The sequence below is a fragment of the Candidatus Chryseobacterium colombiense genome (assembly GCA_029203185.1).
GTDB classification, from domain to species: Bacteria; Bacteroidota; Bacteroidia; order Flavobacteriales; family Weeksellaceae; genus Chryseobacterium; species Chryseobacterium colombiense.
The window spans coordinates 2,489,373-2,505,536 of sequence record CP119310.1; the positions used below are offsets into that span (position 1 = coordinate 2,489,373).

At 35.2% G+C, this 16,164-nt stretch carries 14 protein-coding genes; 2 read left to right on the forward strand and 12 right to left on the reverse strand.

From position 1 onward, the window contains the following. From P0Y62_11080 to P0Y62_11125, 10 genes are all read right to left on the reverse strand, one after another. A complete protein-coding gene (locus P0Y62_11080; GenBank protein ID WEK68401.1) occupies positions 1-1,650 on the reverse strand; it encodes a tetratricopeptide repeat protein in 1,650 nt (549 codons plus the stop codon). A 97-nt stretch (positions 1,651-1,747) separates the two neighbouring features. Further along, positions 1,748-2,620, reverse strand: a complete 873-nt coding sequence (locus P0Y62_11085) for a substrate-binding domain-containing protein (protein ID WEK68402.1) — start codon at positions 2,618-2,620, stop codon at positions 1,748-1,750. A gap of 266 nt (positions 2,621-2,886) precedes the next feature. Continuing rightward, complete coding sequence (locus P0Y62_11090) at positions 2,887-3,729, reverse strand: energy transducer TonB (GenBank protein WEK68403.1); 843 nt, start codon at positions 3,727-3,729, stop codon at positions 2,887-2,889. 24 nt (positions 3,730-3,753) lie between these two features. Next, complete coding sequence (locus tag P0Y62_11095; protein ID WEK68404.1) at positions 3,754-4,326, reverse strand: biopolymer transporter ExbD; 573 nt, start codon at positions 4,324-4,326, stop codon at positions 3,754-3,756. A 12-nt stretch (positions 4,327-4,338) separates the two neighbouring features. After that, positions 4,339-4,947, reverse strand: a complete 609-nt coding sequence (locus P0Y62_11100; GenBank protein WEK68405.1) for a biopolymer transporter ExbD — start codon at positions 4,945-4,947, stop codon at positions 4,339-4,341. A 56-nt stretch (positions 4,948-5,003) separates the two neighbouring features. Then, on the reverse strand, positions 5,004-5,885 hold the full coding sequence (locus P0Y62_11105; protein WEK68406.1) for a MotA/TolQ/ExbB proton channel family protein: 882 nt from the start codon (positions 5,883-5,885) through the stop codon (positions 5,004-5,006). A gap of 241 nt (positions 5,886-6,126) precedes the next feature. After that, positions 6,127-8,940: a leucine--tRNA ligase gene (gene leuS, locus P0Y62_11110; protein WEK68407.1), complete on the reverse strand. Its 2,814-nt coding sequence runs from the start codon at positions 8,938-8,940 to the stop codon at positions 6,127-6,129. A gap of 67 nt (positions 8,941-9,007) precedes the next feature. Further along, complete coding sequence (locus tag P0Y62_11115; protein ID WEK68408.1) at positions 9,008-10,639, reverse strand: DUF1501 domain-containing protein; 1,632 nt, start codon at positions 10,637-10,639, stop codon at positions 9,008-9,010. Between the two features lie 2 nt (positions 10,640-10,641). Next, entirely contained in the window at positions 10,642-12,276 is a 1,635-nt protein-coding gene (locus P0Y62_11120) for a DUF1800 family protein (protein WEK68409.1), read from the reverse strand. Positions 12,277-12,431: 155 nt separating this feature from the next. Further along, entirely contained in the window at positions 12,432-12,899 is a 468-nt protein-coding gene (locus P0Y62_11125; GenBank protein WEK68410.1) for a lipocalin family protein, read from the reverse strand. 147 nt (positions 12,900-13,046) lie between these two features. Between P0Y62_11125 and P0Y62_11130 the strand changes: the two genes are divergently transcribed. Then, a complete protein-coding gene (locus P0Y62_11130; GenBank protein ID WEK68411.1) occupies positions 13,047-13,799 on the forward strand; it encodes a glycosyltransferase family 2 protein in 753 nt (250 codons plus the stop codon). Next, the gene (locus P0Y62_11135; protein ID WEK68412.1) at positions 13,799-14,425 is read left to right on the forward strand and encodes a deoxyuridine 5'-triphosphate nucleotidohydrolase; all 627 of its coding nucleotides are present in this window, start codon (positions 13,799-13,801) and stop codon (positions 14,423-14,425) included. Before P0Y62_11130 ends, P0Y62_11135 begins: the two co-directional genes overlap by 1 nt. Here the strand turns inward: P0Y62_11135 and P0Y62_11140 are convergent. Both P0Y62_11140 and P0Y62_11145 read right to left on the reverse strand, forming a co-directional pair. Next, positions 14,417-15,655 carry a glycosyltransferase N-terminal domain-containing protein gene (locus P0Y62_11140; GenBank protein WEK68413.1) on the reverse strand — a complete coding sequence of 413 codons (1,239 nt, stop codon included), beginning with the start codon at positions 15,653-15,655 and terminating at the stop codon, positions 14,417-14,419. The two genes, P0Y62_11135 and P0Y62_11140, sit on opposite strands and share 9 nt — an antisense overlap. Then, positions 15,655-16,164 carry a hypothetical protein gene (locus tag P0Y62_11145; protein ID WEK68414.1) on the reverse strand — a complete coding sequence of 170 codons (510 nt, stop codon included), beginning with the start codon at positions 16,162-16,164 and terminating at the stop codon, positions 15,655-15,657. The genes P0Y62_11140 and P0Y62_11145 overlap by 1 nt, the downstream gene beginning before the upstream one ends.

Below are 16,164 nucleotides of genomic sequence, written 5' to 3' on the forward strand. Positions count from 1 at the left end.
TTATTTATTGATTTCTGCATTCAATTTTACAGCATCCTGATAAGTAGGATCTAATTGAACAGATTTAGCAACATAATCTTTCGCTTTTGCCAGATCTGAATCCTTACTCATATATGCGACAGCAAAATAAGCATATGCAAGAGTCTGCTTATTCGCTTCTTTATCTGCAGGTTTTACTGTATTGATGAATTTCTCATAAGCCATTTTTGCGGCATCATTATTTCCGGCTTGCTGATAAGAATATCCCTGACTGTAATAAGCAGGAGCCCAATCAGGAAGAAGCGCGCTCATTTTCTGCCACGTTACGATAGCTCCGTTCCAGTTTTTAACATCCTGATAAGCTGTTGCTAACTTAAATAAAGCATCTGAATCTTGTGCGTTTGCAGCAACTTGTTTTTTAAGAGCTTCAATTGTCGGGTTTGTCGGTCCTGCATCTACAGCTGCCTGCGAAGCTCCACCACCTGAAATTTTCATCAATTCGACATCCCATTTCATTGTCTCATCTTTAGCAGCTTTTGCAATCGCAATTTTTTGTTGTGCTTCATTTGTTAAAGCGGTTTTCTTGGCTGCATCTTTTTCAGTTTTTGCCAATCCTGCTGCAATAAGACCTTGTAATCCCTGATCTGCAGGCTGAACTCTTGATTTCTCAGCCTGAGATACAAAATTATCCATGTTTTGTTTAGCTTCCACATAGTTACCCTCAGCGAATAACTGATATGCTCTTAATTTAAACTTAATCGGATCATTAATCTTATCAAATATTTTATCCAAAACCTGCTTAGAGTTGACAAAATCTTCATTTGTAAAATAAAGTTTGGCAATTTCTAACTGAGTATACGGATCTTCATCTGCATATTTTGTATAGTTAATAAGGTCCTGAGTCGCTTTATCATTTTGCTGATATCTGATATTATAAGCAGCCATTGCTTTATAAGCAGGTGCATAAGAAGGATCTGTAGCAATAGCTTTTTCAATGCTTGTTTTAGCCTGCTGCCATTGTTGAGCCGCCATCCACAAAGTTCCTATTCTGGTATAAACAGAAGCCTTATTGGTTGCTAATGGTAAAGCTTTATCATAAGCCGTCATTGCATCTCCTGGAATTCTTTTTAATCTGTAAGCATCCCCTAATGTATAATAATAGTAGGCAGGAACTCCTTTTTTCTGTGCTTTTTCTACAGCTTTATTCAAATAATCTATAGCAAGATCTGGCGCATTATTTTTTTCAAATAAAGTTAAAGCTTCCGCCGCTCTGAAAAGAACTTCAGCGTCTTTTTCCTTAGAATCTGCAACTACTTTCTGAATTTCGGCAATAGCAGACTTGTCTCCTTTACCTAATTTAACTGTAGCCAGACCAATTTTATTTAAATAACTTTTAGCATCAGCGGCCAAACCTTTATTAAAATTTTCTGTAGCTGCTGCAAAATCGGGTTCACCTTGTCTTAGAAAAGTGTTCCCTAAGTAAAAATAGTTTTCTGCCTTAGGTTCTTTAGCAATCATTTGAGTGAAATTTGTCTTTGCCTGAGCAAATTTATCACTGTCTATACTATTAATACCATCCTGCAATGTCTGTGCTGTTGCGAAGCTGGTAAAAAATACTACTGCTGCTCCTAAAGCAATCTTTTTTACATTCATAATCATTATATCTTTCATTTTATATTTGTAAATTAAAAACCTAGAATAATCTAAAGACAATTTTCAGACCAAAATAAATGATTAATGTCATGAAAATTATTTTTATTATATATTTTTAACGCATTTGAACCTCTCTTTTATAGATATTGTAAGGTTGTAACCCTTCTTTCTGAACAATCATTTGTCCTAGCTGCGTACAAGAAAATCTTATAAAGCCATTAGCAATATTAAAGTTACCTTCATTAGCTAAAAAATACAGTATTCTGGTAAACGGATATTTCATCTCCCTCATTCCAGAATAATCGGGGGTATAAAGTTGCCCTTTATTCTCTACCTTCAGAATTTTAACTTTATTTCTTAATTCTATAGAAGCTTTATCATAAGGTCTGCTAAATGTATTCAATCCAATAACCCCTATTTTATTAGGAAATTTATTCAGTTCTTCAATAAGATTTTTACTTCCCGGAATTACTGAAAATTTAAGATCTTTAGGTTCTTTATGAAGTTTTTGGGCCACAAAATTCAAATTACTTGAATTGGTTCCGTCAAAAATAAATTCTTTTTCTTCTGATTGTAATCCTTTTTCGATTTCGTCCATAGAAACTGACTTTTTAGACGAAGTATTAGGAACTACAAATACAACTGCGTCTGCAGCAAATTTAGCCGGCAAAAACTTGAGCTCTACTTGTTTTTCATATTCTTTTATTTCATCAGGAGAAAGCTCTTTCGACATCACAACAATTCTCGCTTTACCATTTAATAAATCAAGAAATCCTAAATCTTCCTTTTTTGTTACTACTTTCAACTTTGTTTCAGGATAATTAATCATATATCCTTCTGCCAAGGCTTCTGTAACACTTTGGAAAGATTCGTCAGTAAGAATGGTAAGATCTCCTTTATTGTATGATGGTGAACTTTCTTTTTTCTTTGAACAGCCTGAAAGAATAGTTATAACAATTATTAAAGCTATTTTAAGAGAATTATTCATCTTTATTTTTTTTTTAGTTGGGATATTGCTCTGTAAATTCTAAATATCCCGTAAAGTACCAAAACAGCCCCCAATGGATAGGCAATTGTCGGTTCTAAGGTAACTACAAAGAACTTGTAAATAATTACAACAATACCTAAAACAATATAAAAAAATCCTGTTATTAAGGATAACCACTTGAACATCATAAGACAAAAATACCAAAAAAAATAAAAAGAGAAGCAATCGCTTCTCTTTTTTAGATATTATTTAATATTAAAAATAAATTATTCTGGTGGTTGCATTGCTAGAGGTAGTCTATATCTGTAACGTACAGACTGGCCATTGATCTTAGCAGGCGCCCATTTGTTTTTAATTGATTTAACAGTTCTCACTGCTTCAGCATTAAAGTCAGAGTTTGAACCTGTAACTTTAACATCTGTTATACTTCCATCTCTTTCAACAACGAAAGTAACTTCTCCTTTTACTACACCATTAGCTCCTTCGATTGCAGAAGTATCAAAATTCTCTCCTACTTTCTTTCTGAAGGCATTGATACCTCCTGGAAATTCCGCAGTTTGTTCTACCTCTGTATAAACCTGGTTTTCGTTTACCTGAGGTTTAACTTCAGCTGTAGAAGCTTTAGTTCCTGTTGAAGGTGGTGGTGGTGGTGGCGTATAAGCCGGAGCTTTTACCCCCTCCTGATTTACCAAACCTGTTGTTGTTTCTAATTGCTTAGAAATTGGTGGTGGTGGAGTTTCAATTTTCGGAGCTTTTACAGGCTCCGGAACCACATTCTGAATTACCTCAATTTTTTCCTCTTTTGGAGGTGGAGGTGGTGGAGGTGGTTCTTTTTCTTTGGGTTGCTCAATAATTTTATCTTCCTGAAGAATTTCTACCAAATCCGCCTTCACTTCTTGTTTAGGAGGAGCAGTAAGTCTCTTAATGGTAAGATAAATGAAAGGAGACAAAGCCGCAATAAGGAATAATGCTGTTCCAACGATAAAAGATTTCGTCAGAAGTCTTGGATACTGATGTCTTAAATCGTATGCACCATATTCCTTGTTTCTATTTTCAAATACAATCTCATCTAAGGTAAGATTAGGATCATATACATTTTCATTTGCCATAGATTTACAATTTTATGGTTTAAATTACTTTGTAGCCGGTGCTGCAGCAGCTCCAGAGTTACCAACTTTTCTATCGTAAATCGCTCTCTCCCAAGGCTTAAGATCAGTAACCCCGTACTGTTCGCTTTTGGTAATCGCCATTTCATCAAGAATATCTACAAAGTTTTTATATACAGCATCGTCAGTCGGTTTGATAATCACAGTAAACTTATTTTTATCAGCCGCGTTTGCTTTTGCCTGCTCAATTACTTTTCTAATCCCTTCCCTATCAAAAGTAGTTTCATTAAGATTTTGATCAGTTAAAGACGTATTGTCTTGCTGATGCCAGAAAATCTTATTGTCCTTACCTAATAATAAAGAGATAGAATTTGAAAGTTTAATTTCTGTTGGAGGTGGTTTTTTATCTTTTTCTTTCGGTTTTGCCGGAAGACCCAAATCCATTACATTCGGTTTAGAGAATGTAGTTGTGAACATAAAGAAGGTAATCAATAGAAACCCTAAGTCCACCATCGGAGTCATATCGACTCTGGTACTCTGCTTCTTGGAGCGTACCTTGCCGCCCTTGGCGCCCTTTTCCTGTACTTGTACTTCTGCCATTTCTAAATGATATTATTCATTAGGTTTACCTTCTTGTGATGTAATCAACCAAAATTTAAGAAAATCAATATCTCTTAAACCTTCAAATAAACTTTTAACTTTAGGATATTTAGTTGTAACGTCACCCTTGATTGCTAATTTGTAATCAGGATTAACACTTAAACTTTGCTGTACCCAGTCAACTAATTGCTTATTTGTACTATCCATAGGAATCCCTGTAGGACTCTTGAAATTCTTTTGCTCGTCATCTGGCAAATCAAGATAGCTCTTAAGTTGGTTCATAGGAACCCCAATCGCTTGTACTTTTTGGAATGCAGCTTTTTGTTTATTGTCAAAAGTAATCCCATACTTTTTACCCATATTGTCTAAAAGCTGTAATCTCTCAGATGCATTTTCTACTGGCTGGAAATAAAATTTCCCGTCCGGAGTAGCGTTGATAGTCATCAAACTTGCATCAGGAAGTAACTTCTCTGATATTGAAGATGGCGGTTTGATCTGCTCCACGTCAGGTTTTTTAAACTGAGTGGTCAAGATAAAGAACGTAAGTAGTAGGAACGCAACGTCACACATTGCCGTCATATCCGTAACTACTCCATGTCTTTTTGGTTTGACTCTCGCCATTATTAATAATTTTTAATTAAACTTCTTTTTACTTACTACAAATTCCTTGCTAATTCTTAATTGAATTCAGCGAAAGACTGCTGGATACTCATAGCGATCTCGTCGATCTTATAAGTTAATCCGTCAATTTTAGAAGTAAAGAAGTTATAAAGGATGATAGCGATAGCTGAAGTACCAATACCTAATGCAGTGTTGATCAATGCTTCAGAGATACCAGTAGAAAGTGCAGCTGCGTCAGGAGTACCTCCTCCAGAACCTAATGCGAAGAACGCCTTGATCATCCCGATTACCGTACCTAATAATGCTACTAACGTTGCAACAGTACCTAAAGTAGAAAGGATCATCATGTTTTTCTCTAACATTGGCATTTCAAGAGTTGTAGCCTCTTCGATCGCTTTGTTAAGAGCTACCATTTTTTGCTCTTTGTTTAAAGTTGTATCGTGAGCTAAAGCTTTGTAGGTAGTAAGACCTTCTTTTACTACATTACCAACAGAACCTTCTTGTCTGTCGCACTCTTCTAAAGCTGCATCAATTTTGTTTTGGTTTAGTAAGCTTCTTACTTGTACTACGAAGTTATCCAAGTTTCCTTTTCCAGCAGCTCTTCCAAGAACAAGTGCTCTTTCTATAGAAAACACTATTACAGTAAGCATAAAAGTAATCAATATCGGTACAATTACACCTCCTTTATAAATAATTCCAATAAATGAATCATCACTAGGGTGAATATCTTTCCCAGGGGTACTAGAAAATGCTACAGATAATCCTCCTCCATTCTTAGCAATTGCTTCTGAATCCTTAAAGTTCCCAGGATTCCCCAAAACGAATAAATAAATACAAATTCCTATTGCTAAGATGATAGGAATAATAACAGCCGGGTTTAAACCTCCTGCTTTTTTAGCAACTACTTGCTCATCATTTTTTGAAACATTCATTTCCATATTTAACTAAATTATATTGTTTTAAATTTTTTTGAGGCTGTAAATTAAAGGCAAAATTAATTAAAATGCAATTATTTTAAATAAACAATTCGCTTTTTTTTGATCGATAAATTTTAAATCAATTTCAAAATCTTAATTATTCTTTATTTTTTTGGCAATATTATTTCATTTTAAATAATATATTGAAAATTTAAAAAAATTACCCTACTTTTTTTTTTATTTTACCAATGTTAATTTTTTTTTAAATCACAACATTCACAATTTTACGAGGCACTACAATGATTTTTTTAGGTGTTTTACCCTCCAATATTTGTACCATTTTTTCATTCTGAAGCGCTAATTCTTCAACTTCTTTAGCCGAAAGCTGTGCCGAAAGTGAAATTTTAAATTTCATTTTCCCATTCACACTTACCGGGTATTCAATTTCATCTTCTATCAAATAATCCTCGTTCAATACAGGGAATTTCTCAAATTCGATAGATTCGTTGTGACCTAGCAAACTCCAAAGCTCTTCACAGATGTGAGGTGCATATGGCGAAATGATAACGGCAAGAGGTTCTAAAATATTGCGTTTGTTGCATTTTATTTTTTGTAATTCATTTACGGCAATCATAAATGAGGACACAGAAGTATTGAAAGAGAAGTTTTCAATGTCATACACTACCTTCTTTATCAAGGTATGTAAAACTTTATATTCTGCTTTGGTAGGTTCTTCATCAGAAACAGAGAAATTATCTCCGTCAAAATACAGATTCCAGAATTTTTTCAGGAAACCGTACACTCCACTCAAACCTTGCGTATTCCAAGGCTTGGATTGTTCCAACGGACCTAAGAACATTTCATACAATCTTAAACCGTCTGCTCCGTATTCTTCACAGATATCATCTGGATTTACTACGTTATATTTAGACTTAGACATTTTTTCTACTTCACGACCTGTGATGTATTTTCCGTCTTCCAAAATAAATTTCGCATCTGCATAATCCGGCCTCCAAGCTTTGAAAGCTTCAGTATCTAATTCGTCTGTTGTACCTTTTAATAAAGACACATCAACGTGGATTGCCTGTGTTTTATAATCTTTTGCTAAATTTTTAGATACATATTGATTGGTTCCATCAACTCTGTAAACAAAAGCACTCATTCCCAAAATCATCCCTTGGTTGATCAATTTTTGGAAAGGTTCATTATGATTGATATATCCTCTGTCCTTTAAGAACATATTCCAGAAACGGGAATACAATAAGTGACCGGTTGCGTGTTCGCTTCCTCCGATATACAAGTCTACCTGTCCCCAATAATCTGAAAGGTTTTTATTTGTGAAAACCTCATCATTATTAGGATCCATATATCTTAAGAAATACCAAGAACTTCCGGCCCAACCCGGCATTGTAGATAGTTCTAAAGGAAAAACCGTTTTTTCGTCGATTAAATCAGTATCAACAACTTTTTGATTCACTTCGTCCCAGGCAAAAGTTTTTGCATTTCCTAATGGAGGATCTCCATCTTCAGTCGGTAAATATTTTTCAACTTCAGGAAGTTCCAAAGGCAATGCAGAAGTTGGCAGTGTATATGGCATTCCATCCTTATAATATATAGGAACCGGTTCTCCCCAATATCTTTGTCTTGAGAAAATCGCATCACGCTGTCTGTAGTTTGTTGTTCCGTGACCTATTCCTTTTTTCTCAATCGCCTCAATAATTAATGCTTTTGCTTCATCATATTTTAACCCGTTTAAGAAATCAGAATTCACACAAACCGAATCTTTAGAATCAAAAGAAGCTTCCTGAACATCTTCGTCAGTTTCTACCACTTTTTTAATTTCTAAATTAAATTTCTTCGCAAATCTGTGATCACGCTCGTCATGTGCAGGAACAGCCATTACAGCTCCCGTTCCGTACCCCATCAAAACATAATCTGAAATATAGATCGGCATTTTTTCGCCACTAAACGGATTGATTGCGTAACTTCCCGTAAAAGCACCTGAAACGTTTTTCACGTCAGACATTCTGTCTCTTTCAGATTTTTTGGAAGTTTCTTCAATATAAGTATCTACTTCAGCTTTTTTTTCCGCTGTAGTAATAGTTTCCACTAAAGGATTTTCAGGAGCCAATACCATAAAAGTTGCTCCAAAGATTGTATCAGGTCTTGTCGTGAAAACCTCAACAATTTCGTCATGACCATCAACATTGAATTTCACCTGTGCTCCCTGAGATTTCCCGATCCAGTATTCCTGAGAATCTTTCAAAGGTTGTGGCCAGTCCAAAGTCTTTAAACCTTGTAGTAATCTTTCGGAATAAGCAGAAATCCTCATGCTCCACTGCATCATTTTCTTTTGGAAAACAGGGAAACCTCCTCTTTCGGATTTTCCATCTTTTACTTCATCATTAGCCAACACTGTTCCCAATGCAGGACACCAGTTAACGGTCGTTTCTGCTCTGTATGCTAAACGATAATTTAAAAGAATATCTTCTTTATCCATTTCGGAGGCGAAATTCCATTCTTCTGCTGTGAAACTCAATTCATCATTCTGATTAGCATTTAATCCCTCCGTTCCTTTTTCCTCAAAACGTTTAATTAAAGTTGAAATAGACTCTGCTTTATCTGTATCTTTATTATACCATGAATGAAAAAGTTCAATAAAGATCCATTGCGTCCACTTATAATAAGAAGCATCGGAAGTTCTTACTTCTCTACTCCAGTCGAAAGAGAAACCGATTTTTCTCAACTGCTCTTCGTATCTAGTAATGTTTTGCTCAGTAGTAATCGCAGGATGTTGCCCCGTCTGAATAGCGTACTGTTCAGCAGGAAGCCCGAAACTGTCATAACCAACCGGGTGAAGCACATTGAAACCCTGATGTCTTTTATATCTCGCATAAATGTCGGAAGCAATATATCCAAGCGGGTGACCTACGTGAAGCCCTGCTCCGGAAGGATACGGAAACATATCGAGAACATAAAATTTGGGTTTGTCTGTAGTATTGGAAGTCTTGTATGTTTGATTGTCTTCCCAGTATTTCTGCCACTTTTTTTCTATCTGCTGATGATCGTAAAACATTCTATAATTTTATATAAAGTACAAATTTAAGTTTTTTAAAAGAAAAAACTTAAATATTATTTTCATGTTATTTAGCAATGATAATCTTAGTTGTAAATTCTATCTCTGTAGTTTTAGCTCGTAACACATAATTACCATTAGGTAAATTCCCTACAAACAATTTTGCCTTCCCTTGATTAATTCCATGTGCATCTGAAAGCACTTCTCTTCCTGAAGCATCATAAAAAGCAAATGTTGCATTTTCTCCCGACATATTATTTCCAAAATCTACTTCAAGAAAATCTTTTGCCGGATTTGGATATACTTTAATGTTATTTTTTGTTATCGCTTCCCGCGTTCCTAAAGTTGCACAAACTGCAGTAGCCGTACTGGATGCTGAAATTAAATTTATTTTATTGGCCGGTGTTACAAAATCCTGTAATTCGGTAGAAGTGATAAGTCCTGAGTCAGCACCTAACCAATCTTGCAGAAGGGATGCAAATATCTGGCGGTAATCAAATTTTCGCTGGTTTTGATTGTAGTAATAGCTTGTAGCATTAGTAAATAAAGGATGATCTCCCATAATCCCGGAATTCAAACCATTTCCAACAATAAAAAACGGCGCTAAATCTCCATGATCAGTACCTAAGCTTGCATTTTCTCTTACCTGTCTTCCAAATTCGCTAAAGGTAACCGTCATAATTTTGTGCCCGATTCCCAACGCTTCAACATCAGCCTGAAAAGCCTGAATTGAATTTGAAATATCTGCCAATAAATTAGCATGGCTTCCTAACTGTGTACTCCCCGACTGAATCTGATTAACATGGGTATCAAAACCTCCCAAATTCACTTGGAAAATTTTCGTTTTGCTGCCTCCTTTTATCAATCTTGCCACCGTTTTTAGTTGTTTTGCCAAAGTGGAAGCAGGATAAGTTGTGGTAGAATTATTTCCGGCATTGAAAACCTGCATCACTCTATTGTAATAACTGTCCATACTACTCGCAACATTTTTTATATAATCTAAAAGATCATTGTATTCTGACTGAGTCGGAATTACATTTACAAATAAATTGGTAAACAAAGAAGTCTGAAACCCCGTAAGGTTATATTCTATATTTTTCTCTGTTGTATGTTCATAAAACAAACTTGGATTTAAATTTCCCAATTGTATTGCTAAAGGATCAGGACTTTGTGTGGTAGGATTTCCGGCCAATCCAGGATATAAAGCACCCAGATATCTCCCAAATATACCATCCAAAAGATCCGGATTATTATTCGAACCGTCTTTTCCGGAAAACATTAAATTTTCTGATCTGAAGTGGGAGTAATTGGGATTAGGATAGCCAACACCGTTCAGTAAAGTTAATTTACCTGAGTCGTAAAGAGATTTAAATCCCGTCATTGACGGATGCAGCCCCACCTGTTTAGTCATAGCAACCGTACTATCTAAAGGAATATACGCTCCTGTTCCTGTGTTACTAATCTTAATATTGGGTCTTAAATTAGCATACGTATCATATTGATTTATCGGAATCACCGTATTCAAACCGTCATTTGCTCCTGCCAATCTTAGTATAACCAGAACACGTTCGTTCACAGGATCACAACTTACATTAAAATCCAGAAACTGATTCATGACACGGGAAGGCATTCCATTCAATAAAAAGGGAGCTCCAACGCCTGCCATAGAAATCAACTGCAAAAACTTTTTTCTGTCCATAATTACATAGTTTGAAATTCAGGAGATTTAATAAGTGCTTTCACTAAGCGATCAATCGGAATTTTCACATTGGTAGCCGTTCCGGTAGTAAGATAATTATTCCATTCATTTTGCCAATTGATTACACTCAGACCATTAAGGAAAACTGATTTAAAATAATCCAATCTTGTGGCAGGTGGAAAATCAACAAAAAGAAGTTCACAGAATTCCGAAACCAACTGCACAGCATCGGCAGGATTTTGAAAATTTCCACTATCCTTCACGAACAAAGGCAAATTGAGTTTATATAGAAATCCATTTTGGGTAGTTCCGTTGATTAACATATCAATGGAATTATTATAACGAATCCTTAAAGAAGAAGTAGTTATCCAGTTTTTATCATAGTTGGGACTGCTGGAATAAGCTGCATAACCATTCACAGATTGCGGTCTGAAAACAGGCATTCCCGAATTTTGAGCATAACTGGAAATTGTTGATAAAAAGCTATGCAATGAACTTGGATTGGTGGCATACAAAGGCGTTGAAAGCTGAAGTAAAGAAAACATATGAAAATACAGTTCCAAAGGACTTCTCACTAATGAACCAATGGTTTGATCTCCTGCAACAGAATCTTCTTCATCATAAAAATGTTTACTGGACAGCAATATTCTAAGCACCGGCAAAATATTATAACCATTCGTTTTAAGGGTAGCCGCTAAAGGAACAATAATATTTGTTTCTATATCGCTGGTAATATTTCTTCCCACAAAATAACGGTACATCCTTCTGCAATATGCTTTTGCGGTTTCATCTTGATTAAAAATCATAGTTATGAAGCTTTCAAACTCCGTCTGAATAGTACTTACAGTATTAGCTCCGGTAATTACCGTTCCTCCAAAAGCACTGCTGAATGTTTTATTGGTGATGTCATGAGTAGTAACATCTATATATCCTTTCGGAAGCTGAGTGACAGAATCTACAGTATTAAGCCTTGCCGTTTTATTAAGCTGAGTAGCAGAAGTTAAAGTAAAACCTGTTAAAACTTTTGCGGCTTGCTGCACATCGGTTTCTGTATAATTGGTATAATTTCCCGTTCCCATTTGAGGTCCTTTAAGGATCGTAAACAGTTCTAAAAACTCTCTTGCATAGTTTTGATTCGGGCTATTCTTCTTATTTACGTTGTTATTGAGAAAAATAAGCATTCTGGGATCCAGCGTGATTCTTATTGCCAAATCTTTTAAACTTCCGTTGGTATGAAACCTTAAAAGCTCTTTATAATCAAAGTTGGTAAAAAAACTTGCATCATTATCCGTTACAAAAAGCAAATGCAACCAATACACAATTTTATATTGTGCAGAAGGGTCTTTCATTGCCTGATACATCCACCAGTAATTATCATACACCACAGAATTCGCGGTATTTAAAGTATCAGTAATCGTAGGATTTGCCACTGTAGGAACAATGGTTTCCCCATTATTATTAAGAGGACTGGGTGGTGAAGGCGCCGTAAAAGTAAACAGTTCATTCAGAGCCTGATCCGGAGTTTTTGCTGCAAAGTAATTTATTCTTGCCTTTGTGATGTTATAGGTCGTTCTTCTCAGCAGATGATATGCATTAAAAAAGCCTAAGGCAGATGTTTTAGGAGTTAAACTTGGCATTACAAAGATTTTAGTGAATCAAAGTTAGCTAATTGTACTATACAATACTGCACCCCAATCAATAAAATTATCAAATAATTAACAAACCATTTATACAAAAGAAAAAAATCCCATCATAAGACAGGATTTAATATATTAACAATAATAAAATTAACTTATTGTGGAATTCTCTTCATGGTATAGGTTATTGAAGAATATTTGGTCGGATCAGTTTTATCTTCAATCGTAAGATTTAATGTAGTATCATTAAGAAGGGTTACTTTTCCTTTGTCCGGCTCAACTGTTCCCACATATTTTATCTGGATCGTTTTATCTTCATTATATGTATAAGTAAACATACGGTCTGGAGACACAATACATTGTCCCGGGTTTGCCGCATCATCATCACTATCTTTTCTTTTACCTGTAGAACCTTCGTTAAAAACCCATCTGGAAGCTTTTTCACAATCAGTATAACTGATCTCATCTGAAACACCAGCTCCCGAAGACTGAACGGTTGTTCTTACTTCCTTAATTGGAGACCATGTCCCAACCAGCGGATATACTTGTTCAGTATTATCATCTTTACAAGCTGAGATAGATAATAATGATAAACCTGCAAATAGCAATGCTAATTTCTTCATATATCAATTTTTTCAAGGCCTAAAATTATGATTTTTTTTAAAAACTTCATCATTTTTTTTAGCTTTCGTAATTTAATTTTCAAATTATTAAAAATAACGTTGTCTAAAGCTTATGTTTTAAGCCTTATATTTGTATCAAAACATTGCATGCCGTTAGTTTCTATCATTACTCCGTGTTATAATTCTTCTCAATTCCTGAAAGAAACCATTGCCTCTGTAATGAATCAAACCTTCACCGATTGGGAATGGCTGATTACAGACGACCTTTCTTCGGACAACTCCGTTGAAATCATAAAAAGCACAGAGGATCCGAGAATAAAACTTATCCTTTCCGAAGAAAACAGAGGAGCGGGGCATGCAAGAAACATGGCACTGGAAAAGGCAGCGGGAAGATATATCACCTTTTTAGATGCTGATGATTTCTGGGAACCTGAATTCCTTAACGAAATGATTAGTTTCATGCAAAAGGAACACGCAGAAATTGCCTATTCAAATTATGCAAGATGTAACGAAGAGCTTATTCCTCAGCTTGAAGATTTTAAGGCAGACAAAGAAGTTACCTTTCAAAATCTTTTAAAAACCTGTCGCCTTTCTCTTCTTTCTTCCATGTATGATTCTCAACGGGTAGGAAAAGAATATTTTCCGGAAGGAAGCAAACGTGAAGACCATGTTATGTGGTTAAAACTTTTAAAGAAAATTCCAATCGGAAAACCCCTTCCAAAAACTATGGCAAAATACAGAATGCATTCCAACAGTATATCACGAAAAAAACAAAATATTGTGAAAGACCAATATCTTGTCTACAAAGATTACATGAACTTTTCTACCGTAAAATCTTTATACTATACCGCTAATTGGGCAATTAACGGGTTTCTTAAATATTCTAAAATTTTCAACTGATGGAGTATTCAAAAGAATTCAAAACAGCCATAAGCAACTTTTCTTCCCTGGAAAAAGACCGTTTAATTTTCAGACTATTGAAAAAAGACAAGCTGCTGTCAAAAAAATTATACTTTGAGCTTATTGATCCGGAAAACACAGATCAGAAAAGAGCACAGATGGAGGAAAACATCCATGAAAAGCTGACTCTTTTAAGCAAGTATTTATCAAATCATAAATACTATCTGATGCATATCCGAAAAATAAGCAGCGAAATTACGGAACATGTAAAGGTAACAACAGATAAATACGGAGAAGTTTCCCTGAATCTTTTTCTGGTAAATGAAATTTTAGAAAACAATGATAAACTCAACACCCAGCGATTTGACAATGTCTACAAACTCTATTTGTACATTATTAATAAAATCATTAAAAGCTTTGTTTTAACTAAAAAACTAGATGAAGACTACTGGATGGAAATCGATGAATATTTAAGAGAAATACAACAAAAAATAGATGACAATCATTACCTGAAAAAACTGTGTGAAAACAACGGATTAAATCTCAACTGGTTTGCTACAGAGAAAATCCCTGCGAACATTGACCAGATTGTAAAAGATCTTAAAACAAAGGGATTTCTACGATGACATTATTTTCTTTATAATCAGCTCAGTAGAATTCGGTTTTTCTGTAACAAATCTTTCGGCGTGACCGGACATCTCATTTAAAATATCTTCGTTAGCCACCAATGAAAGAACAAATTGCGCGGCTACATTTTCACTTTCAAACGATTTACCTCCGTTTGCTTTAATAAGATCATGTGCTTCAGGATTCTTTTTGTAATGATTCCCAAAAATCACAGGAATACCAAATGTAGCGGCTTCTAAAATATTATGAAGTCCCGCATCATGAAAACCTCCTCCAACGACTGCTATATCTGCATAAGAATACAATTTGGAAAGCAAGCCGATGCTGTCAATAATAAGAATTTGACTCTCTGAAAATTCAGGTTTCTGAATATTTTGGATCTGGCTATAAAGAACTGATTCAGGAAAAATCTGCTTGAGATGATGAACTCTCTTTAAATCATGCGGAGCAATGATGAGCTTTATTTCATTGTTTTTGGCAACCAGCATTTCGGCTATTCTCTCTTCTGCGCTCCATGAGCTTCCAAAAACTACAGCCTTCTCCCCTCCTATAAAATCTACGATATAATCTACATGATTGTTTCTTTCCCGAAGCTGCTTCACTCTGTCAAACCTTGTATCTCCGGTTATGGAAGCATTCACAAGACCTATGCTTTTTGCCAAAAGATAGGAGTGTTGGGTTTGATGAAAAAACCAATCTACATTGTTTTTAAGTTGCTTTACAAACCATTTTCCATAGGTTGTAAAAAAAGACTGTCTTTCATAAAACAATGCAGAAATTACATATAGCTTCGCTCCTTTTGCGTTAAGTTCCGCCAGTAAATTATACCAGAAATCATACTTGACCGTAAAAAATAGTTTAACATTAAAAGCTGATATAAAATCTTTTACCATTTTCTTTTTATCAAATGGAAGATAACAAATGACATCCGCAATATGTTTTTTCCTGACTACATTTTCATAACCGGAAGGCGAAAAGAAAGTCACTAAAATCTTACGTTCCGGAAATTCTTTTTTTAGTCGTTCCAAAACCGGCAACCCTTGTTCGTATTCACCTAAACTGGCAGCATGCATCCATATAACTTCATCCGATTGACTGAAAGCAGTTTTCACTTTCTGTAAAGATTCTTTTCTTCCTTCAACGCCTTTTTTAGTTTTATCATTAAACCATGAAAAAACCTTCATCCCGACAATGAGTAAATTGATAAATATGTTATAGAAAAAAGACATCAGCTTTTCATTAAACCTCTAAAAAATTGAATTCCGCCAAAAATGATGGCGCCATATGCAATCACGCCTCCCTTTCCATTGTTGAGAGAAATTAAAGTGATAATCAGTCCTCCGCCAAGCCACAAAGCTCCATATAAAACATCTTTACCTGCCTGCTTTTGCTCTATCTGCCCTAACTGATGGATTCTTTCACGTCTTAATTGATCCAGCAGAAGTTTTTCTTCATCACTTTTTTCTAAAACGTTAATTTTAGATTGATAGTACTCATCATAATTGGAGACGCCTTTATCCTGAAAAAATCCCTGCTCTAATTCAGCAATTGATTTCCCGTTGTACTCGGCAAAATCCGTAAGAAGCCCCTGCATTTCATCATTGAACGGGATATTTCTTTTTTTAAGCTCCGATACGGCAAGAATAACGGTTTCCTGATTATAGTTTCTCCAGTTGACCAACACTTCTGATAAGCCTGCGTTTTTAGTTTGAGAGATTTCAAGTAGAGTTTTATTCAT

Bases quoted from the DNA above. Each gene is read 5' to 3' on its own strand.
- P0Y62_11140 (WEK68413.1), bottom strand. From the start codon at position 15,655: ATGTCTTTTTTCTATAACATATTTATCAATTTACTCATTGTCGGGATG.
- P0Y62_11100 (WEK68405.1), bottom strand. From the start codon at position 4,947: ATGGCGAGAGTCAAACCAAAAAGACATGGAGTAGTTACGGATATGACG.
- P0Y62_11130 (WEK68411.1), top strand. From the start codon at position 13,047: ATGCCGTTAGTTTCTATCATTACTCCGTGTTATAATTCTTCTCAATTC.
- P0Y62_11145 (WEK68414.1), bottom strand. From the start codon at position 16,164: ATGAATAAAACTCTACTTGAAATCTCTCAAACTAAAAACGCAGGCTTA.
- leuS (WEK68407.1), bottom strand. From the start codon at position 8,940: ATGTTTTACGATCATCAGCAGATAGAAAAAAAGTGGCAGAAATACTGG.
- P0Y62_11080 (WEK68401.1), bottom strand. From the start codon at position 1,650: ATGAAAGATATAATGATTATGAATGTAAAAAAGATTGCTTTAGGAGCA.
- P0Y62_11120 (WEK68409.1), bottom strand. From the start codon at position 12,276: ATGCCAAGTTTAACTCCTAAAACATCTGCCTTAGGCTTTTTTAATGCA.
- P0Y62_11135 (WEK68412.1), top strand. From the start codon at position 13,799: ATGGAGTATTCAAAAGAATTCAAAACAGCCATAAGCAACTTTTCTTCC.
- P0Y62_11090 (WEK68403.1), bottom strand. From the start codon at position 3,729: ATGGCAAATGAAAATGTATATGATCCTAATCTTACCTTAGATGAGATT.
- P0Y62_11125 (WEK68410.1), bottom strand. From the start codon at position 12,899: ATGAAGAAATTAGCATTGCTATTTGCAGGTTTATCATTATTATCTATC.
- P0Y62_11095 (WEK68404.1), bottom strand. From the start codon at position 4,326: ATGGCAGAAGTACAAGTACAGGAAAAGGGCGCCAAGGGCGGCAAGGTA.
- P0Y62_11105 (WEK68406.1), bottom strand. From the start codon at position 5,885: ATGGAAATGAATGTTTCAAAAAATGATGAGCAAGTAGTTGCTAAAAAA.
- P0Y62_11115 (WEK68408.1), bottom strand. From the start codon at position 10,639: ATGGACAGAAAAAAGTTTTTGCAGTTGATTTCTATGGCAGGCGTTGGA.
- P0Y62_11085 (WEK68402.1), bottom strand. From the start codon at position 2,620: ATGAATAATTCTCTTAAAATAGCTTTAATAATTGTTATAACTATTCTT.